The organism is Mycolicibacterium sp. SMGY-1XX, from assembly GCF_059132455.1.
Genome location: NZ_CP101139.1, coordinates 4,732,027 through 4,752,114, shown reverse-complemented (window position 1 = coordinate 4,752,114; position 20,088 = coordinate 4,732,027). Strand labels below are relative to the sequence as shown.

At 64.5% G+C, this 20,088-nt stretch carries 16 protein-coding genes; 6 read left to right on the top strand and 10 right to left on the bottom strand.

The window, feature by feature from the left end:
* Positions 1-101: 101 nt before the first annotated feature.
* Genes NL241_RS22840 through NL241_RS22830 form a run of 3 tightly spaced genes read left to right on the top strand, consistent with a single transcriptional unit; the run spans position 102 to position 2,906 of the window.
* The gene (locus NL241_RS22840) at positions 102-311 is read left to right on the top strand and encodes a hypothetical protein (protein ID WP_494395121.1); all 210 of its coding nucleotides are present in this window, start codon (positions 102-104) and stop codon (positions 309-311) included.
* A gap of 1 nt (position 312) precedes the next feature.
* Entirely contained in the window at positions 313-1,803 is a 1,491-nt protein-coding gene (locus NL241_RS22835; RefSeq protein WP_494395120.1) for a sodium:solute symporter family protein, read from the top strand.
* Positions 1,800-2,906 carry a histone deacetylase-like amidohydrolase gene (locus tag NL241_RS22830; protein WP_494395119.1) on the top strand — a complete coding sequence of 369 codons (1,107 nt, stop codon included), beginning with the start codon at positions 1,800-1,802 and terminating at the stop codon, positions 2,904-2,906. The genes NL241_RS22835 and NL241_RS22830 overlap by 4 nt, the downstream gene beginning before the upstream one ends.
* Positions 2,907-3,375: 469 nt before the next feature.
* Here the strand turns inward: NL241_RS22830 and NL241_RS22825 are convergent, their stop codons facing one another.
* Positions 3,376-4,935, bottom strand: coding sequence for an AMP-binding protein (locus NL241_RS22825; protein ID WP_494395118.1), 1,560 nt, complete (start codon positions 4,933-4,935; stop codon positions 3,376-3,378).
* 161 nt (positions 4,936-5,096) lie between these two features.
* A complete protein-coding gene (locus tag NL241_RS22820; protein WP_494395117.1) occupies positions 5,097-5,312 on the bottom strand; it encodes a hypothetical protein in 216 nt (71 codons plus the stop codon).
* A 355-nt stretch (positions 5,313-5,667) separates the two neighbouring features.
* On the opposite strand from NL241_RS22820, the gene NL241_RS22815 reads away from it, so the two are divergent.
* Positions 5,668-8,007, top strand: a complete 2,340-nt coding sequence (locus NL241_RS22815) for a thiamine pyrophosphate-binding protein (RefSeq protein WP_494395116.1) — start codon at positions 5,668-5,670, stop codon at positions 8,005-8,007.
* 1 nt (position 8,008) lies between these two features.
* Positions 8,009-9,100 (top strand): 2-oxo acid dehydrogenase subunit E2, encoded by a 1,092-nt coding sequence (locus NL241_RS22810; RefSeq protein ID WP_494395115.1) that lies wholly within the window; start codon positions 8,009-8,011, stop codon positions 9,098-9,100.
* A gap of 38 nt (positions 9,101-9,138) precedes the next feature.
* Here the strand turns inward: NL241_RS22810 and NL241_RS22805 are convergent, their stop codons facing one another.
* On the bottom strand, positions 9,139-9,765 hold the full coding sequence (locus tag NL241_RS22805; RefSeq protein WP_487687525.1) for a TetR/AcrR family transcriptional regulator: 627 nt from the start codon (positions 9,763-9,765) through the stop codon (positions 9,139-9,141).
* A 482-nt stretch (positions 9,766-10,247) separates the two neighbouring features.
* Here NL241_RS22805 and NL241_RS22800 point away from each other — a divergent pair, with 482 nt between their 5' ends.
* Positions 10,248-12,161, top strand: coding sequence for an AMP-dependent synthetase/ligase (locus NL241_RS22800; protein ID WP_494395114.1), 1,914 nt, complete (start codon positions 10,248-10,250; stop codon positions 12,159-12,161).
* 52 nt (positions 12,162-12,213) lie between these two features.
* Here the strand turns inward: NL241_RS22800 and NL241_RS22795 are convergent, their stop codons facing one another.
* From NL241_RS22795 to NL241_RS22765, 7 genes are all read right to left on the bottom strand, one after another.
* Positions 12,214-13,710, bottom strand: a complete 1,497-nt coding sequence (locus NL241_RS22795) for an MmgE/PrpD family protein (RefSeq protein WP_494395113.1) — start codon at positions 13,708-13,710, stop codon at positions 12,214-12,216.
* The gene (locus NL241_RS22790; RefSeq protein WP_487687532.1) at positions 13,694-14,218 is read right to left on the bottom strand and encodes a flavin reductase family protein; all 525 of its coding nucleotides are present in this window, start codon (positions 14,216-14,218) and stop codon (positions 13,694-13,696) included. The genes NL241_RS22795 and NL241_RS22790 overlap by 17 nt, the downstream gene beginning before the upstream one ends.
* 68 nt (positions 14,219-14,286) lie before the next feature.
* Positions 14,287-15,057 (bottom strand): creatininase family protein, encoded by a 771-nt coding sequence (locus NL241_RS22785; protein ID WP_494395112.1) that lies wholly within the window; start codon positions 15,055-15,057, stop codon positions 14,287-14,289.
* Positions 15,050-16,846: an AMP-dependent synthetase/ligase gene (locus NL241_RS22780; protein ID WP_494395111.1), complete on the bottom strand. Its 1,797-nt coding sequence runs from the start codon at positions 16,844-16,846 to the stop codon at positions 15,050-15,052. The genes NL241_RS22785 and NL241_RS22780 overlap by 8 nt, the downstream gene beginning before the upstream one ends.
* A 147-nt stretch (positions 16,847-16,993) precedes the next feature.
* Complete coding sequence (locus NL241_RS22775) at positions 16,994-17,800, bottom strand: enoyl-CoA hydratase/isomerase family protein (RefSeq protein ID WP_494395110.1); 807 nt, start codon at positions 17,798-17,800, stop codon at positions 16,994-16,996.
* Positions 17,797-18,654: an enoyl-CoA hydratase-related protein gene (locus NL241_RS22770; protein ID WP_494395109.1), complete on the bottom strand. Its 858-nt coding sequence runs from the start codon at positions 18,652-18,654 to the stop codon at positions 17,797-17,799. Before NL241_RS22770 ends, NL241_RS22775 begins: the two co-directional genes overlap by 4 nt.
* A complete protein-coding gene (locus NL241_RS22765; protein ID WP_494395108.1) occupies positions 18,654-19,910 on the bottom strand; it encodes an LLM class flavin-dependent oxidoreductase in 1,257 nt (418 codons plus the stop codon). The genes NL241_RS22770 and NL241_RS22765 overlap by 1 nt, the downstream gene beginning before the upstream one ends.
* Positions 19,911-20,088: the final 178 nt, after the last annotated feature.

Sequence of the window (20,088 nt, the reverse complement as noted above, 5' to 3'; positions counted from 1 at the left end):
TCGTAACCAGCTCGTAAATTGCCGCTTGCCCCTTGACAAGCCCCCGGGTGTGGCGCGAGTCTCAACTGTGCCGGAACGTTCCGGCATGAATGGAGACGCTGATGCCCACCGAGGCCCCACGCCCCGCGAAACGCAGAAACGCGACCATCGTGGTCGCCCTTGCCGTCCTGAACTTCGTGATCCTGCTGTTCCCGCCGCTGACGTGGTACCTCGGCCAGAACGGGGTGTGGTTCTTCCTCATCACCGGCGTGATCGGCGTGATTTCACTGCTGATCATGTACCGCGCCGACAGTTCAGCCGGGGAGGACTGACATGGAGATCCTCATCGGCTACGGCGGCGTCGCCGTCTTCCTCATCGTGCTGTTGGTTGTCCTGCAACGCACCAAAGGCAGCGCCGACTTCAGCGAATATGCTACGGCCGGACGGTCTTTCGGCCCCATGTTCTCGGCCATGGCGTTTGTCAACACCTGGTTGCCCGGCACGATTTTCATCGCTTTCGCCGGCTACGCCGCCAGCGCGGGCGCCATCGGCTTCTACTTCGTGGCGTACTCGATTCTGGCCGTGGTGCTGATGTTCCTGCTGGCCAAGCCGGTGCACGAATGGGGCCGCCGTTTCGACCTGCGCACCCAGGCCGACCTGCTGGGCCTGCGCTACGGCTCCACCGCGGTGCGGGTGATCGCCGCCATCATCGGTGTCATCGCCTCGTTCCCCTGGATCGTGCTCGGCATGCAGTCGCTGACCCTGGTGTTCGAATATCTGTCCTTCGGCGCGGTGCCGGCGGCGGGGGCGGCGTTCATCGGCATCGGCGTCCTGGTGGCGCGGCAATGGTGGACGGTGCGCCTGGGTGCCCGCGGCCTGGTCATCAGCGACTTCGTGCAGGGCATCGTCGCGTATCTGGTCGGCACCGTGCTGATCCTCGGCCTGCTCACCTGGTTGCTGACCAACGGCCACGGTTTCGGCGAGGTCGACCCCGCATTCTTCACCCTGCCCGGGCCTGGCAGCGTCGACGGCCCGCTGTACCTGTTCTCGCTGATCGCCACGGGCGCACTCGGCGGGTGGTGCTGGCCGGACATCTTCGTGCGGCTGTTCGCCTCCAACAGCACCCACACCATCAAACGCGCCGCGGTGATGGCCTCGCCGCTGTTGCTGATCTTCGGTTCCTCGCTGTGCCTGTTGGCCATGGCTGCCTCGACGTATCCCGGCGTGGCCGACGCCCCGGACGAGGTGTGGTTCCTGACGGCCTCGATCGGCGGGCCAATCATCTTGACGCTGGCCGGGGTGTGCGTGCTCGCGGCGACCATGGGCAATGTCGGGGCGAACCTGCAAGCCCTGGGGGCGCAGATCGCCAACGACGTGGTGGGCGTGGCCCGCGGTACCCGCGTCGAGGATCCCCGCTGGGGCAAGGTCTCCGTCGGAGTGTTGACGCTGCTGGCCGGTGCGGTCGCGGTGGCGACGACGGACGCGCTGTCGGCGGGCATGGTGGCGCTGGCGCAGGTGTCGTATCAGGGCATCGTGCAGTTGGCGCCCACGGTGTTCCTCGGGATCTTCTGGCGCCGCGGCAATGCCGCTGCCGCAGCCGCAGCGATGGTCCTCGGCTTCGGCACGGCCTGTGTGCTGCAGGTGATGTACCCGATCGCCATTCCGGTGCTCGGCGGCATGACCTCCGGGGTCGCCGCCCTGGTCGTCAACTTCGTCGTCTACATCGCCGTGTCGTACGCCATGCCGTCGAGCGCCGACGAAAAGCGGCGTGTCGATGAGCTTTTCGATTCCCTGCAGGTTTCCGACAAGGTGGGTGTCCAGTGACTGCTCAACGACGCACCGGCTACATCTGGCATGAACGCTACGCCTGGCATGACACCGGCACCCACGTCGGCATCTTTCCGGCCGGCGGCTTCAACCAGCCGCACATGACCTTCGAGAGCGCCGAGTCGAAATCGCGGATGGCCGGGCTGGTCGAGGTCTCGGGGATGATCGACGAACTGGTCCGGGTCAAACCGCGTATGGCATCACGGGAGGATCTGCTGCGGGTGCACGACGCCGACTACATCGACCGCATCGAACGCGAGAGCGCTGACCGTGGGGGCGACGGGGGAGACGGCTTCACCCCGTTCGGGCCCGGGTCCTACGACATCGCCCGCCTGGCGGCCGGAGGCACCATCGCCGCCGCGGAGGCCGTCCTCACCGGCGCCGCAGACAATGCCTACGCGTTGGTGCGCCCACCCGGTCACCACGCCCGCCGCGACACCGGCATGGGCTTCTGCATCTTCAGCAACGTCTGTGTCGCAATCGAATACGTGCGTGCGCACCTCGGCGTGCAGCGCGTCGCGATCGTCGACTACGACGTCCACCACGGCAACGGCGCCGAATCCATCTACTGGGACGACCCCGATGTGCTGACCATCTCTCTGCACCAGGACCGGCTGTTCCCGCAGGACACCGGAGCCGTCACCGACACCGGCGTCGGCACCAACATCAACGTCCCCCTGCCTGCCGGCTCCGGCAACGGCGCCTACCTGGCGGCGATCGAACGAGTCGCCGTCCCGGCCGTGACGGCGTTCCGGCCCGACATCATCTTCGTCTCCAGCGGATTCGACCCCAGCCCCGTCGACCCGCTCGGCTGCATGACCGTCACCTCGGGTGGCTTCAAGGACATGGCCGCGCTTCTGGTCGCACTGGCCGAGGACGTGTGCGGCGGCAAGATCGTCTTCTCCCACGAAGGCGGCTATTCGCCGGTGCACGTGCCGTTCTGCGGGCTGGCGGTGCTGGAAGCGTTGACCGGGCACGAGACTGGAGTGACCGACCCGTTCGGCCAGAGTTTCGATGCCTCGCCCGCGCACCTCCTGCAGCCGTGGCAGGACGCGGTGATCGCGCAGGCGGCCTTGATCGCCGACGCGTTGCGGCTCTAGGGACTCATCAGCGCATATCGCGACTGAGGCTACCGGGTCGGAGGGGCTCCGGCGACGAGGTCGATGGCCCCTTCCGTAGTCGCGAGAGCACCGGCGCATACTCGTCCTCGCGCCGGGAGATGCGGCACCACAGGTGCAGTCGATCCAGTATCGAGGGCGCAAGTGCAACCTGGCCACGCACAGCGACGTGAAGAAGGCGGTGAATTGCCGCCGAGTGGTGCGCGCTGCCCAGGTTCATGTACACCAAGGCGCGCTCCTCGATAGTCAGATGCGGGTTCAGAGCATCGGCGAGTTCCCACGCAATCTGGTGCTCAGTCGTTGTGACCATGGTGCGGTACCTTCTGTCGCGGCACTGCGCGTCGTGACGGTGACGTCCCAGTCTCGGCCGGACGGTCCGGCCTCGGGCCTGCCGACGAATTGTCATGCCTGCGAACGGCAACCGGTCGTGAGGGCCGGATCGTTGCGAAGTTCACTGGACGCGCTTGTCCTGACCTTGCCAGGCGCGTTCGCGGAGCAGGTACTTCTGTGTTTTCCCGGTGGAGGTTTTTGGTAGCTCACCGAATATCACGTGCTTGGGTGCCTTGAACCGCGCGATGGTGGCTCGGACGTGATCGATGATGTCCTCGGCGGTCGCTTCACAGCCAGGTTTGAGTGCGACGTGGGCGGCCGGTACTTCGCCCCACTGGGCGTCCGGTACCGCGATCACCGCAACTTCCAGGACGGCGGGGTGCTCCATGATCGCTTGCTCGACCTCCACCGAGGCGATGTTCTCTCCGCCGGAGATGATGACATCTTTACTGCGATCGCGCAGTTCGATGTATCCGTCGGGATGGCGCACGCCCAGGTCGCCGGTTCTGAACCAGCCGTCGGGGGCCGCCGCTTCGGTGGCTGCCGGGTCATGCAGATACCCGAGCATCACGTTGTTCCCGCGCAGCGCGATCTCGCCGGTGCTCACGCCGTCAGAGGGCACGTCGGTGCCGTCGTCGGCGAGCACACGAATTTCGCAGGAGATCATGTTCGCCACGCCCTGACGCGCTTTGATCTTTGCGCGCGCTTCCAGATCGAGTTCGTCCCACTCCGGGCGCCAATCGCAGATGGCCGCCGGTCCGTAGGTTTCGGTCAGCCCGTACAGATGCGTGACGTCGAATCCGAGTGCCGACATCCGGCGCAGGATCGCCGGCGAGGGCGGCGCACCGCCGGTCGCTATCCGAACGGGTGTGCCCTCGATGGTGTCGGCCTCGGGCGCGTGGGCGAGCATGGACAGCACCGTCGGGGCGCCGTTGAGGTGGGTCACCCCCTGCTGTCGGATCAGTCGCCAGATCTCTGAGGGGTCGACCTTGCGCAAGCACACATGTGTCGCGGCCGCTGCTGTGACTGCCCAAGGGAAACACCACCCGTTGCAGTGGAACATCGGAAGGGTCCAGAGGTAGACCGCCGATGGGGACAGACCGGTATGCCCGACCATCGCCAACGCTTGAAGGTAGGCGCCTCGGTGAGAGTACATCACTCCCTTGGGTTTTCCCGTTGTCCCCGAGGTGTAGTTCACTGACAACAGGGCCAGCTCGTCGGTGGGCGTGCGGCGCAGCGGGGAGGCCGCCGACAACATCTGCTCGTAGTCACCGTGCGGATCGTCGTCAGCCTGCACCAGGATCGGCGGAGTGCTCATCTGCGCCCGCACCTGCTCGACGACGTCCGCGAAGACAGGATCGTAGATCAGCACGGACGCCTCTGAATGACCCAACATGTAGGCAATTTCGGGTGCCGAAAGGCGGGTGTTGAGGGCGATCAGGGGTGAACCGGACCAGGGCACACCGAAATGCGACTCCAGCAGAACATGCGAGTTGGGTGCCAGTACGGCGACCGGCCGTCCCGACGACAGCTGCGCCAGCCCACCGGCCAGCTTCGCCGACCGTTGGTGCAGTTGTTCGTAGGTCCACCTCTGCTCACCGTCCACCACCGCCAGACGGTCCCCATGACAGCTGGCCGCGCGATCGAGGTATGCGGTGGGCGTCAACGGTTCGTAACTCATCGACGCTCGTTGCGCTGAGTGCCCATTGGCGTTCATCGCGGCGTCCCTCCTCGGGGTCGAATTCTCTTGGGACCGGCTACCGAAAGTGCAGGCGCAGTGAACTTCTTCGACTCCTCGTTGTCCTCTGATGGCATGAGCCCGTATCGGGGGAGGAGTGCCACTCAGTCAACACCGTTGTGAACCTGTCGCACAATGGGTGTCCCCGACATCGCGCATTCTGCCCAGTGCAACTGCGCATCCGGCGCACCCGGTGGGCAAATCGCCCAACTCCCGGTGCGGGGAATGAGGCCGTCGAGCACCCCCAGCCCGTGGACTTCGATCACTTCGGGATTTTTCTCGAGGGTGTCGGCGATCTGGGGGAACTTGCGCTGAGTCACCCGGGTTCACGACGAAAGCAGCGAGCGGGTAACGCTGAGCGCCTTGATGATCCTGGCATCGATCGCGTCGACGCGCGGTCTGTTGGTCACAATGCCCAGCCCGATGAGCTTCGCGCAACCGATGGTGAGCAGATTGCATCTCAGAAGGGCCGCCTCTTGCGCACAGAGGGGGCTGGTGGTCCACTGACGGTGGTCTTTTGCACATGCGGACCGGTACCTCGGGTGGCAACACTCCACCACGCCGTCGGGGCGCCCTCACCCAGGGAACCCTCGCCACAACGCGGTCGCAGACTCATGATCTGAGTCCAGTGCAGCTGTTCCTGTCACACACGACGCTCACTGACAAGGATGCCCAATGCCCGGCAACGCCGCAGTGCACAGCACTGCCCACCATGTCGACACTCCCCACATTGCGCTGCAGGAGATCGAGCAGCGGGTGTTGTGGTTGTCCACGGCGATCATTCACCATGCCAACCGAATTCGCCCCAACACCAGTGGCTTGAAGGTCGGCGGCCACCAAGCGTCCAGTGCTTCCATGGTGTCGATCATGACCTCCCTGTGGTTCGATCAGTTGCAGCCTGGCGACCGGGTTTCGGTCAAACCGCACGCCTCACCGGTCTTGCACGGCATCAACTACCTCATCGGTGAACTCGATGCGTCGTATCTGCCCCGCCTTCGTGAGTTCGGCGGACTGCAGTCCTACCCGAGCCGCACCAAAGACCCGGATCCGGTCGACTACTCAACCGGATCGGTGGGAATCGGTGCCACCGCGCCGATCTGGGGTGCGATCGCGCGCCGTTATGTCGACACCCAGATCAGCGCCGTCGGCACGGGGCGGCAGTATTCGCTGGTTGGCGATGCCGAACTGGATGAAGGCGCGGTCTGGGAGGCGATCCTCGACCCTGCGGTGGCAGACCTTGGCGAAATCGTCTGGATCATCGACCTGAATCGGCAGTCGCTGGACCGGGTGGTGCCCAACATCGCCGCCGGACGATTGGGAGCCATGTTCACCGCAGCGGGTTGGCAGGTGATCACGGTGAAGTTCGGCTCCTTGCTGGAATCGCTGTTCACCCGTCCGGGTGGTGCCGCCCTGCGCACTCGGATCCTCGATATGACCAATCCCGAGTACCAACGCCTCTTGCGTTGCGCGGCAGAAGAACTCCGCCAACGACTGCCGGGTTCGGGCCCTGACGGGCCGGTGATCGCGGCGCTGGTGGCCGAGTTGGATGATGCAGAACTACTCCAGGCGATACGCAATCTCGGCGGCCACGATCTTTCTGCGCTACGTGCGGCGTACGAACAGATCGACGACACCCGCCCGACGGCCATCATCGCGTACACCATCAAGGGGCGTGGGCTGCCCACTCAGGGGCATCCACAGAATCACTCCTCGTTGCTCACGACGGAGCAGTACGAGCAGCTGGCCACGGAGCTGGGGATCGACGTCGACGATCCCTGGCCACGATTCGACCCGGGCACCGCCGCCGGCCAGCTCTGCACGCAGACGGCGCAGCGCCTCAAACGCGAACCGGTGCAGCTGATGAGCCCACCGCCCATACCGGGAGATCTGGGGCGCACCCCGTCGGGTACGGCGACCACTCAGGCCGCGCTCGGTCGCGCGCTGCTCGATCTGAGCCGCCAAGCTCCGGAAGCAGCCAAACGGGTGGTGACCGTCAGCCCCGATGTCAGCTCGACGACGAACCTGGCCGGTTGGCTGAACAAGGTCGGCGTCTGGTCACCGAGCGAGCGGCGCAATTGGTTCGACGACGACCCCGAGACCATCATGCACTGGCGGGAGAAGCCGACCGGACAACACATGGAACTCGGCATCGCGGAAACCAATCTCGTCGGGCTCATGGGCGAACTCGGCGCGACGTGGAGCCGATGGGGACAGCCGTTGCTACCCATCGGCGTGATGTATGACCCGTTCGTCGAGCGTGCGCTGGAACCGTGGTTGTACGGGATCTATGCCGGCGGACAATCGATTCTGGTCGGCACCCCGTCCGGCGTCACGTTGGCCGCTGAAGGCGGTGCCCACCAGTCGATCAAGATGCCTTCCATCGGTCTGGAGCAGCCTGGCTGTGTCAGTTACGAGCCGGCCTTCGCCATCGATGTCGAATGGACACTGCTGTCGTGTATCGGACGCCTCGGCCGTCCCGACGGCACATCGGCCTACATCCGGTTGTCCACGCGGCCGGTGGACCAGTTGCTGGCCGCCGTGCCCGTCGACTCCGCCGGACGGGAGCGGCGCCGCCGCCACGTCCTGGCCGGGGGTTACGTGCTGCGCAGGGCCGCCAGCCCCGGGTTGACGCTGGTCGGGATGGGCGCGGTGATGACCGAGACGCTGGCCGCCGCCGAGCGCCTGGCGCAGTACGGCGTCGACGCCGATGTCGTCTGCGTCAGCAGTCCGGGACTCTTGTTCGAGGCGCTGCAGGCCCGACAGGGACGTGGCGACGGGCCTACCTGGATTCTGGATCAGCTCTTCCCGGCCGGCCGCGCTGCACCGCTGCTCAGCGTCCTCGACGGTCACCCGCACACCTTGGCGTTCCTTCCGGCCATCAACGGTGTACCGGGAACTCAGTTGGGGGTGAGTCGGTTCGGTCAGGTCGGCTCCCTGGAAGACGTGTATCGCTATCACGGAATCGACACCGACAGCATTGTCGGTGCAGCACTCGATCTCGTGGGAAAGGTCTGACATGACTGCGGCAGAAAACGCAATCGCCGTGCCACTGCCCAGCCTGGGCGAGGCCGTCACCGAGGCGACGATCACGCGCTGGCTCAAGGCGGTGGGTGATTCCGTGGAGTTCGACGAACCACTATTCGAAGTCTCCACCGACAAGGTGGACACCGAGATCCCGGCTCCGGTCGCCGGTGTCCTGGTCGAGGTCGTCGAACCCGAGGACGCCGTGGTGGCGGTGGGCGCCGTCGTCGCGAGGGTCGGGGTCGCCGCACCGGCGCGCCCCAGTCCGGAGGCGCCGGCACCACCTCTTCCCGAATCCGAATCCTCGTCGGCGCCGGACGCTGTGGACACGGCGATCACCACCCCTGCGTGCCCGACGCCGACAGCGCAGACAGACACCGGCGGTGAGGGTGACCGGGTGGAGAAACTGCCGCGGATTCGCCGGACGATCGCGCGCCGAATGGTCGAATCACTGCAAACCGCGGCCCAATTGACCACTGTCGTCGAAGCGGACCTGACCATGATCGCGGCCCGTCGCGCAATGATGAAACAGGAGTTCTTCGAACACACCGGCTCCCGGCTGTCCTACCTGCCGTTCATCGTGGTGGCTGCGGTGGACGCGCTGGCCGAGCATCCCATCATCAACGCAACGGTCAACGCCGACTGTTCTGAGGTGACCTACCACGGTTCGGTGCACCTGGGAGTGGCGGTGGACAGCCCCAAGGGGCTGATGGTGCCGGTGATCCGCGATGCTCAGGACAAGAACGTCGTCGAGACGGGCGCAGCCATTGCGGCCGCAGCCGCGGCCGTGCGTGACGGTTCGATACGGCCCGACGACATGAGCGGTGGCACGTTCACGATCACCAACACCGGCAGCCGCGGCGCGCTGTTCGACACTCCCATCATCAACCAGCCCCAGTCTGCAATTCTCGGGATCGGTGCTGCCACCGAACGTCTGGTACCCGAGCGTGACAGCGACGGTGCACTGCTGATCCGCACCCGGACCATGGCGTATCTGTCGCTGACATACGACCATCGACTCGTCGACGGTGCGGATGCGGCCCGCTACCTGACCGCGGTCCGTGCACGGCTGGAGCAGCGGCCGTGAGCCAACCGTACTTCGTTTCGCCTCCGAGATAGCCTGGACTACGTTGGCGGCTGGGTGGACGCCGTCAGCGCGTTGTAAGCCGCGGTGGACATCGTGGTGACGATCGTTTCGTGGTCGAGGCCCTTGTGCAGTGTCGCAGCGGCATTCAGCATCGAGAAGACCGTCTGGGTCAGGAGGCGTACCGCTGGATCGGACAAGTCCGGGCGAAGCCTCGTCACCACCGAAATCCATTCCTCGGCATAGAGATTCATGGACCGGCGAATGCGACGTCGGTCGGTCTCGGGAAAGGAGTGCTCGTTCTTGAGGAAGATGAGCGGAGTCGGCGGCCCCTCCAAGACGCTCCGAATGTGGAAGTCCACCATGGCCATCAGCGTCGCGTGCGGGTCGGTATCTGCTTCGGCGGCCTTTCGAGCGAACTCGTGGAGTGACCCGATCGGGTCCTCCACGACGGCGATGAGCAGTGCCTGTTTGTTCTGGAAGTGGCGATAGAGACCGGGAGCAGAGATACCTGCCTTGGCGCACAGCATTTCTACTGTGACCGAGTCGTAGGGGTGCTCGATGAACAGATCCGCCGCCACCTTCAGCAGCAACTCTCGCCGAGAGCCGTTCGCGCGAGGCGCCTTGACTCGGGGTCGGTCTTCAGTCATGACGATCACGATATCCACTGCAGGTGCCGGAAGAGACGGTGCGGGTCGGCATCGCGCATGAGATCAACATGTCGGAGAGCAGGGTAATTAGCGTTAAAGGCACCGCTCGAGATCCATCGTGGGAAGAGGGGAACCCCGCTGGCGGCCGTTGCCGCCCGCTTACGCCTGAACAGGTGTTATACCGTTCCAGGCCCGCACCAGCTATTGCTCCGGATTGACGATTGACAAAGCGCATCCAGCCACTCTAGGTTAATCCATGTTCACATTGCAGGTTTTTTTACGCCCGCAGTCCGCCGATTGCCGGCGAGCCCGTCGTGACCGAGTCCATGATCCCGAAGTTCGGAATGCCTCCGCAGTGCGACCGGCATTCCGGGGCCAGCGGACGGAGATTCGCAGTGAGGCGAACGCCCCTCGGGCCGTGAGGAAGCCGGCGGATAATGACAGATGACTGTGCGGTTCTCCGGCGGTGAACTGGACAACTCTACTGAGGAACTGGACTGATGGGTAATGATGCCGCGGCGATGCCGTCGGGTGCTGAGATCAGTGACGGGGGGCCGGTGCTGTCATCCTTGACCGGTTTCGAGGCCGTTGATCGGACTTTTCCGCAGATGCTGTGCGAACGTGCCAGATCGGAGCCGGACACCGTCGCATTCCAGAGCTGGTCGGCCGGTGTGATTCGTCAAACCACCTGGCGCGACTATCTCGACGAAGTACGTGAGGTGGCGCTGGGCTTGCACCGGCGGGGCATCACACCGGGTGACCGCGTGGCGATTCTGTCCGGAACCCGGTACGAGTGGGTGGTCGCGGCGCAGGCAATCCTCAGCGTCGGGGGCATTCCGGTGGGTGTGCACCAGACCAGCTCCCTCTCGGAGGTCCGGCACGTACTGGCGAACAGCAGGGCCACGGCGATGATCGTCGAAACGGCCGACAATGCGGAGAAACTGGCGGCTCTGACCCCTGAGCTTCCGCATCTGCGGGCGGCCATCGGGCTCGACGTACGCCCGTCCGGCCTGGCGGGAGACGCCACAGCAGAGACGTGGGAGGAACTGCGGGCCAATGGCCGACAGCAGGCTGCCGCGGATCCCACGCTCTTCGAAGGCCTGGTCGACGCGGGTGACATCGATCAACCCGCAGGCCTGTTCTACACCTCGGGATCAACGGGTGCGCCCAAAGGTGTCACGCACACCCACCGGACGATCCAGTACTCAGTGCTCGGCTTCGCCATGTCCTATCCCGATCTGGGACGCACCCGTCACGATCTCGTGGGCTTCCTCGGGTTGTCGCACGTGGCACCGGCTCTCATCGCTGTCTACACGCCCATCATGACCCGACTGGTCATCACCCACTGCAGCATCGACGAACGCCTCGACGCTCTGACCGGTGTACGGCCGACGGCGGTGCTGTGGCCACCGCGAATGCACGAAAAGCTCGCCGCTGAGGCGCTGGAGGCGCTGTCGGAGTCGGGGACGGTGTTCCAGCTGGGCTACCGCGCGGCGATGGGCGTTGCACGCGCGGTCAGTGCTCGGCGCTGGCAGGGCCGTGTTGTGCCCTGGTACCTCGCGGCAGCGAGCGCGCTCACCCGCAAGGTCGTGTTCGTGCCGCTGTTGGCCAAGGTGGGCATGGATCGCATCCAGGTGACCTGGACGGCATCGGGAAGCATGACCCCAGACGTGGCCGCTCTGTGGCACATGTGGGGTCTTGACCTCCGCGAGCTCTTCGGCACCACTGAAACGTGCGGTTCGGTTCTGGCGCAATGGGATCGGTCGTTTCCCGAACCGGGCACCATCGGCAAGTGCCTGCCGGATCCCCGTTGGGCTCTGAGAGTTTCCGAACAAGGCGAGCTGCAGCTGCGCAGCCCCTCTCTGTTCGTGGGGTACTGGGAGAACCCCGAGGCATCCTCGGCGGCCATGTCGGACGGCTGGTACTGCACCGGCGATCTGGTCGAGCTGGCTCCCGACGGCGAGGTGAAGATCATCGGCCGGTTGAAAGATGTCCTCAAGACCAGCGGGGGCAAGATGGTGAACCCGCAGCCGATCGAGTTGCGCCTCAAGGCCAGTCCTCTCATCGACGAGGCGATCGTGGTGGGCGACGGACGAAAGTATCTGTCAGTACTGCTGAGTCTGAGCCGAGACGCTGGAGAGCTGACGGCAGGGCAACGCGACGACGCAGTGACCGCTTGGCTCAGCGAGGTCAACGCCGAGTTTGCGCGGCCCTATCAGTTGAAGAAGTACCGTGTGCTACCGCGAGAGTTGTCGATCGCGGCCGGCGAACTCACCGCCAAAGGCACCATCCGGCGGGCGGCCATCCTCGCAGCGTTCGGCGACCTCGTCGACGAGATGTATCACGCGGACGATCTCGAAGCGATTGCCCGGGAGGCGCGTTACGCCAAGCCCAGCCGGCGCCGCAGCCGCTGACGCTGACGTGCCGCGGGGTCAGTTGACCCAGCGCCACGCTGCGATCTGCTCGCTACCGGTAGATCCCGTAAGTGGTGGGTGCTTCGTCCAGGATTCGCTTGTCCACCAGTGGGTTCAGCATGCCCAGCGCACCTCGCTTGAGGTCGCTCAGACACGTCACGACGTCCAGGAATCGCTGTTGCTCACGCCGGTCGATCACCCCGTCGGCGAGCTCGGCGAACTTCGCCACGTAGTCCTTACGCCCGAACGGATGGGCACCCTCCGGGTGTGCATCCGCCAGGGCAAGCTCATCAACGATCACTTCGCCGCTGCGCATGGTGATTTCAGCCCGGATGCCGAAGGCCGCCTCAGCGGGATCAGCCGATTGGTGGCCGGAGCCTTCGGCCGTGGAAATCTTGTGCCACAGCTCGATGGTGTCGGGGCGGTGCGCACGTTCTGGCGCATAAGACCGTTCATGATGCCAGGCGCCGTCCTGCAGTGCGACAGCGAACAGGTACATGACGGAGTTGCTCAGGGCGTTTCGCGGTGCGTCTGGGTTGAACTTCTGGGGATCGCCCGAGCCGGTGCCCATCAGAACATGGGTGTGGTGACTGGTGTGCAGGACAATGGACTCGATCTCGCTGACGTGGCTGATCCGTTCCCGCAGACGGAGAGCCAGGTCGATCGGAGCCTGGCCGAAGTAGCCGGCGGAATGCTCTCTGGGGTAGCTGTCCACGATGGCCCGCTTGGGTTCACCTACATCGGGTAGGACCACGTTGTCGATATGCTGGAAACCGGTGTGTAGCCAATCATCCACGCCGTTCTCAGCTTCGCCTATCGGGGTTGGCGAAACATCACCACGCATCGCGCGGTCGACAGCTTCGATCGCCAGTTTGCCGGTGTAGGCGGATGTGTGGAACTGCCAGCCGGAGTGCGACGGGCCAGAAGACCGGCGGGGGACGGCGGTCAGGTGCGCGGCGTGACCGATGGCGGCATAGATGGTTTCGGGGGGCAACTGCAGCATGGTGCCCAGACCTGCGGCCAGGGATGGACCCAGATGCGCGCCGTGATCGATTGTGGTGTTGTGCACAGCCATTCCCCTGGCCAGGCTGATCTGCACTTCATACGCGGTGGCAATGCCGCGAATCAGATCGGTACCACGAAGTCCGGTTTGTTGGGCTACGGCCACCAGGGCGGGGATGTTGCCACCGGGATGTGCGTGGTGGCCGGCGAAGAAGGCGTCGTGGAACTCGAGATCGTGAACGGCCACACCATTGGCGAAGGCCGCCCACTCGGGTGAGAAGCTTCCTTCGATCCCGAAAAGTGCGGCTCCCGGCGTGTTTCGATGTGCGCGGGCCTGAGCGCGTGCGACCGCCACAAGGTGCCGACCCACCGAAGCGGCCGATATGGCGGCGTTGTCGATGATGCGATTGATCACCATGGCGTGGGTGTCGGCCGGAATCGCAACGGGGTCGGCGGCGACTTCCGCGATTTTCCATGCCAGATTGTGCTCGGTCATGTCGGCGGCGCTGCTGCGACCGCGAACACTCCGGTCACTTGTGGTGGTCATCAGCGAGCATGGTTCGGAAACGGCTGTCGTGGAAGATCAGTGGCGAGACGGTGTCGTCTTCGGCGGCGCTGATGACTTCCAGCAGGACGACCTCGTGATCACCTGCCGTGATCGATGAACTTATCCTGCAGTCGAGCCATGCTGCTGCGTCCGCGAGGAAAACTCCCGACGAGTCGCTGGCAAACCATGTGAGCCCGGCGAAGCGATCGCCGTTCTTGGCCGCGAGCTGTCGGGACAACTCGGCGTGCCCTTCGGCGAGTACGGAGATCCCGAGATTTCCGTCTCGGGACAGCTGGGGCCACGTTGTCGATGTGTGTTGCACGCAGATCGACACCAGCGCGGGGTCCATCGACACCGGGGTGAATGACGTGGCGACGATGCCCACCGGTTGTCCATCGCGTAACGCGCAAATCGCGGCTACGCCAGTCGGGTAGCGGCCGTAGAGCCTGCGCAGTCGTGACATGTCGTGGGTGAGGTCACCGGAGCTGACCTGGCTGAGGGTTTTCATCTTTCCTCTTCTTGGGAGTGAACGCAGGTTGGTGTGCTGAGGAAACCGTCCTGGCGTCGGGGACGAACCTAGGCGCCCCGGCTTCGGACGTAGTCGACGATCAGCCCGGTGACCGAGTCGAGGCACGTTGTGCCGATAGCGGTATTCGCTCCGAGGGGGTTACCGAGAATCCCGTTGGGCGAGAACACCTTGAGGCCTTCAACAAACACCCGGGCGAGAAAGGCGTCATCGGCGTCGACTGAATAGCCCGGTTCCAGCCTGTCGGAGCGCACCCGCTCGGGATGCAACACGAGCATGACCGACGTCTCCGCGATATCCGCATGTCCGCCGACGTTGGCGCCGAGGCCGGATGCCTCAGCGGCGTCACGCCATGCTCCCAGGATCGCTTCGCTGCTGGGGAAGACGATCACCGTAAGCGGTGCCAATCTGGCGGCCAGGCGTGCCTCGAAGTCACGCATCACCGGGTAGTTCCCGATGTGCGCGGAGAACAGGACGAGCGTGTCGAAGCCCGACTCCGCCAGGTGAGCGCCGTAATCCTCGCACACGGCTTCCAGAGTCGACGGTCGCAGTGACAGGGTGCCCGGGAAACCGAGGTGATGAGGGGAGTATCCGACTCGGACCGTCGGTAGTACCAGCGCAGCCCCGAGTGCACGGGCAAGGCGAACGGCGAGTTCGTCGGCATGGTCGGCGTCCATCGACAGCGGCAGGTGAGGGCCGTGCTGTTCGACGGCCCCCAGCGGCAGGATCGCCGTGCGTGAACCACCCGCGACTGCGGCCGCCACCTCGTCGCTGGTCATCCGCTCGATCCGCACCTCGTCCGCCGAATCTGCGTCACCCATGGCCGTGCCGGGACAGGCGAGCGTGACCCGAGATCTGATCTTGTTCGTGACCTTCGTACATCTCATCGATGAGGTCGGCGAACGAGGCGAGGATGTTGCCGCGTCTGATGGTCGCTTTGAGCGTGAGCTCGCCCAAGTCAGCCGACAGAGCGCGCGGTAGGACCCGAAAGTTCTTGAGCTGCAGGGGTCGAGCCAGTTCAGAGTTGACCTCCGCGATCCAGGCCTCGAGAGCCGCATGCCGCTCCTGCGCAGGCATCGCCTTCGCTTCTTCGCTCACACTCAACAAGGCCGTCAGATACTTGCGGCCCTCACCCACCACGATCGCCTCGTCCACCAGTGGGCTTGCCTTCAGTCGCACCTCGATGGGCTGCGGGCTGACAGATTTCCCGCCGCTCGTCTTCAGAACGTCCTTGATGCGGCCGATGATGGTGACGTCTCCGTCGGGTGCGATTTCGACGAGGTCGCCACTGCCGTACCAGCCGTCATCCAGGGCAGTTTCGGTGGCTGCGGGGTCACGCCAGTAACCGGTGAAAAGACAAGGACCCTTCACCTGGAACTCGCCTTCCTTGCTGATCCGGACGGACCACCGAGGATCGGGCAGAGATCTGCCGACGGTGCCGGCAGGGAACGAGGTTCGGCCCCATTGCACCAGAACGGGACCGCAAGTTTCCGTCGTGCCGTACATCTCGCGCAAGTCCACACCCCACATCTGCCACAGCGCCGCAAGCTCGGGCGTCATCGCCCCCGATGAGGTCCAGCTGACATCGATTCGTTGCATCCCGCACGTAGCCCGTAGCGGCAGGAAGACCGTTCGCAGGCTGAGTCGATAGAGCGCATCCAGATACCGCGGAAGCCGTTCTCCGTTCCGTCGTCGAGCCCAGACGGCGCGGGCAATCGTCATGGCCACCGCGTACCGCGCTCGAAACAGCGGCCCGGATTTCGCCAGCTCCTCGAGGAGCTCGCCGGCCAACTTCTCGTACATGCGCGGTGGCCACACGATAGCGGTGGGGCGGACGTTCTTGAGTGCGGGCAGCCGCTGTTCCATGGTGCAGAAGGTCACGACCAACTTCGTCATGATCGGCACGAACACGTTCACCAGCGCTGGAGCAACATGTGAGAGTCCCAGGAACGCAACGGAGTCATGGGGCACGCGTCCGATCTCCGGGTAGGCCATCGCGAACCCGAGCACCGAGTACTGCAGCGTGCGATGGGTGTGTACCACCCCTTTGGGATCTCCGGTGGACCCCGACGTCCAGAACAGGACCGCGGGATGGTCAACCTCGCCCCGTTCGGCGAGAGTGCCGAACAGATCCGGCTCGGCGGCCGCGCGAGCGCGCCCCGACTTCTGCAAAGACCGCCAATCCGCGGCCCGTACGGATTCCGGGAGCTCGGTCGGCACGGTGTCGATGCCGACCGCTATCCGGAGGTGAGGCGTGTTCGAAGCAATCGCGGCGAGCTTGCGTAGATCTGAGGCGGTCTCCACGAAGATGGCTGTCGCCTCGCTGATCTCGAGCACTCGTGCCAGCTCGGGCGCTGAACTGGTCGGGTACACGCCGACGAGGATCGCGTCGAGGCTGTGGATCGCGAGAGCGGCGATGACCCATTCGCGACGGGTCGAGGACATGATTGCGACTCGATCACCCGCCCCGACACCGAACTCGTGAAGTCCGATCGCGACCTGCTGGACTTCGTGGAGGTATTCGCCCCACGTCGTCGGACGGGCGATGCCGTCCTGGAAGGACGCGAACGCGACTGCGTCGGGTTCACGCGCAGCCCGATCGACCAACATCTGACTGAACGTTCGCGGCGACGCCTCGAAGTTCTGGATACTCTGCAGGACAGGAATTGTGCCGGCGCTGCCGTCACTGGTCGTGCCCGTGCTGGACGCCTTCATTACCACCATCGTCTGCCTTCGTCCTCGGCGAGATTGATTCTGTTAACCATGTGTCAGTGAGGGGCGGGCCGAGACTTTGTCCCGATTCCAGCCGGCGCGCAGTCCCGCGGCGACGGGATCTTCGAAGTAGGCTTTCGCGGCGCTGATCGTGTTGGCCAATGACTGCTCATCTCGCCCGCCGTCGGGATTGTTGATGCTTCGTTTCAGTGCCCGGTAAAGGACCGGTGCCTTTGCGGCGGCGCTGCGGGCTGTCTCGATGGCCGAATCAACCAGTGTGGCGGGATCCTCGAGGCGTTCCGCCAACCCGATACCGAGGGCTTCTTCGGCGGAGAACAAGTTGCCCGACAACACCATGGATCGCACGGCGCGGGCACCGAGGATGCGTACAGCCCGCTGCAGACCCTTGTCCGCCGGTAGGAGGCCGTGGTTGATCTCCGGAAAGCCGAACTTGGCGTGCGGGGTCGCCAGGACAGCATCGGCAAAAAGCGCCAATTCCATTCCGCCCCCGACACAGTGCCCGTTGACCGCAGCGATGAGTGGCCGAGGGAACTGATCCATGGCGACGAGGAGCGCGTGAAAGTCACGCATTCGCGCCTCGATCTCCGCGGGCCCGGTGCCCTCCAACTCCTTGATGTCTCCGCCGGCGGTGAAGAACCGTTCACCTGCACCGGTGAGGACCACCGGTGCAGGTGCATCGTGGGCTGCCAGTTCGGTGAAGAACGTGCCCAGGCCAACAATGAGGGCGCGGTCCAACGCATTCGCGGGCGGCCGATCCATGGTGAGGACCACGACACCGCCGTGGTCAACCCATGTCGCCCCCGGGATCCGAGACAGGGACAACTCGGTCATGCTTGGTTGGCTGGTTCCGGGGCCGGTGCAGGTTGATTGCCGTGAGCGGAGGGAAACCGCGTTGGGCGCTTCTCCCGAAACGCCTGTCGTGCCTCGAGATAGTCGGCGCCCGCGAAGTTCAGAGTCTCCAATGCGGCGGAGAGCTCCTGTTGCGGAAGGGCATTGGTGAGCCAACCGGTGTTCAATGACCGCTTGGTCCACTGGATGGCCCGCTGCGAACCCATCGCCAGGTCATCGGCGATCGACAGGGCGCGCTCGAGCACCTTGTCTTTGGGCTCCACAAGACTGACCAGCCCGATGCGTTCGGCTTCGATGCCGGTCAGCCGGGCGGAGGTGAGCTGGTAGTACTTGGCTTTGGCCATGCCGACGAGCAGCGGCCAGATCAAGGACGAGTGGTCGCCGGCGACCACGCCGACGCGGGTGTGCCCGTCCATGAGAACAGCGTCCTCGGCGGCGATGCTGATGTCGGCCAACAACCCCAGTGACAGACCCCAGCCGACGGCGGGACCGTTGATCGCCGAGATGACCGGCTTGTCCATGCTCAACGTGGCCATGATGCGCCGGCGTTCGGTCTCCATGAGCACGATCGCATCCTCCAGCGATGGATCGGGTTGTGCGACATCCATACCCGTGCAGAACCCGCGACCGGCGCCGGTGACCACCAGCACTCGCGTCTGCGGGTCGCGGTCGGCGTCGATCAGCATGTCGCCCATCATCTCGAACATCGGCATGGTCAGCGCGTTGAGGTGCTCAGGCCTGTTGAGGGTGATCAACAGAACCCCGTTGGGTTTGCGCTCGATCAGGAACTCTTTGGGATAACGCGAGAAGATGTCATCGCCGTTGAGGGTGCTCATCAGGCCTCACCCGCACCCGTGCCGACGCCACTGATTGCTGGCTGCTTCTGATTCATCTTCTCCTCGAATGCCTCTCGTTCGGCGTAATGGGCAGGACGGGCAGCGCGGATGTCGGCCAGGATGGCTTCCGGGGTACGCGCTACGCCACGCGGATTCTTGAACTTGGGGATCACGTACTTGCCGAAGAGCTCGATCGACTTCATCAGCTCTTTGTGCGGCAGGCCGTCGATGCGCATGACCAGAGAGTCGACACCGAGATCGGCGAAACGCTGGACCTGGGCGATGCAGTCATCGGGATCGCCGACGATGAAGCCGGACGAATCTTCGAACATGTACTGTTCGTCGCTGAAGTCCAGATGCTTCACCGCGCCCATGTACTGGTAATCGCTGGAGAGCTTCGACAGCCGTTCATAGGCGTCAGTGGACAAGCCGACCGTTTCTTTCAGGCCGCGCGCCCAGGTGCGGGCTTCCTCTCGGGTTTCCGCGCAGTGCATGCCTCCGCCGATCGCCACGAGCCGTTCGGCCTGCAGCGGATAGGTGTGCGTCGCCGAAGCCAGCGCCTCGTCGTAGAGGCGGATCATGTTCTCGACGAAATCGAAGCCCAGGTAGAAGCCACCCACGATCGCCCCGACGCCCAGTTCGGCTGCAGATCGGACAGATTCGGGACTTCCGGTCGCCATGTGGATTGGGGGATAGGGCGTTTGGATGCTTCTGGGCACAAGGCTGCGGGGCGGGATCTTGTAGTGTTCACCGACGAAGGAGAAGACGTCATCGTGCAGTGCGCGGCGGATCACTTCGATGCCTTCGAGCTGCTGCGACTTGTTCTCGGCAGGCGAGACCTCGAACGCGCGCAAGGCAAGCGTGGTGTTGCCCCGCCCGACGCCCAGCTCCACCCGACCGTGAGACAGCAGGTCCTGGGTGGCGAGCCGCTCGGCGACACGGATGGCATGGTTGATCCGCGTCGGAAGCAAAGTGACCAGGTGGACGAACCGGATTCTGCTGGTCAGTGCCATCAGATACGGATACAGAACCTCAGGTGCCGAGGTGGTGGCGGTGCCGATGGCCAGGTGCTGTTCCGAGGTGCCGAACGCATCGAATCCCACCTCCTCGGCCAGCAACACCTCGTCGATCAGTTCGCGGTAACGGTGCTCGTACGAGGCGCCAGGGGCTGTCTCGCCCTCGCTCATGAATATGAATCTCACGGTCTTCGTCATCTCCTTCACGATGTGAATGAGTATTAACGTAAGACCAGTCACAGAGGCTGTCAAGACGTGGCGCGAAGATAGTCTCAATAGTGCTGGTAAAAAACAAATTTGAGCATGCGATCCGCGTCTCCGTCACGTTGCCGCGACCTGGTTCGGATGTTAATGACCTCCTGGGTACCGGTTACCGGCGTTACTGCGCGGCCGGCGAGAAAATGGCCGTTCACCTGCA

Coding starts and splice junctions, on each gene's coding strand:
- NL241_RS22840 (WP_494395121.1), top strand. CDS start 102: ATGCCCACCGAGGCCCCACGCCCCGCGAAACGCAGAAACGCGACCATC.
- NL241_RS22835 (WP_494395120.1), top strand. CDS start 313: ATGGAGATCCTCATCGGCTACGGCGGCGTCGCCGTCTTCCTCATCGTG.
- NL241_RS22825 (WP_494395118.1), bottom strand. CDS start 4,935: ATGAGTTACGAACCGTTGACGCCCACCGCATACCTCGATCGCGCGGCC.
- NL241_RS22815 (WP_494395116.1), top strand. CDS start 5,668: ATGCCCGGCAACGCCGCAGTGCACAGCACTGCCCACCATGTCGACACT.
- NL241_RS22810 (WP_494395115.1), top strand. CDS start 8,009: ATGACTGCGGCAGAAAACGCAATCGCCGTGCCACTGCCCAGCCTGGGC.
- NL241_RS22800 (WP_494395114.1), top strand. CDS start 10,248: ATGGGTAATGATGCCGCGGCGATGCCGTCGGGTGCTGAGATCAGTGAC.
- NL241_RS22795 (WP_494395113.1), bottom strand. CDS start 13,710: ATGACCACCACAAGTGACCGGAGTGTTCGCGGTCGCAGCAGCGCCGCC.
- NL241_RS22790 (WP_487687532.1), bottom strand. CDS start 14,218: ATGAAAACCCTCAGCCAGGTCAGCTCCGGTGACCTCACCCACGACATG.
- NL241_RS22785 (WP_494395112.1), bottom strand. CDS start 15,057: ATGGGTGACGCAGATTCGGCGGACGAGGTGCGGATCGAGCGGATGACC.
- NL241_RS22780 (WP_494395111.1), bottom strand. CDS start 16,846: ATGTTGGTCGATCGGGCTGCGCGTGAACCCGACGCAGTCGCGTTCGCG.
- NL241_RS22775 (WP_494395110.1), bottom strand. CDS start 17,800: ATGACCGAGTTGTCCCTGTCTCGGATCCCGGGGGCGACATGGGTTGAC.
- NL241_RS22770 (WP_494395109.1), bottom strand. CDS start 18,654: ATGAGCACCCTCAACGGCGATGACATCTTCTCGCGTTATCCCAAAGAG.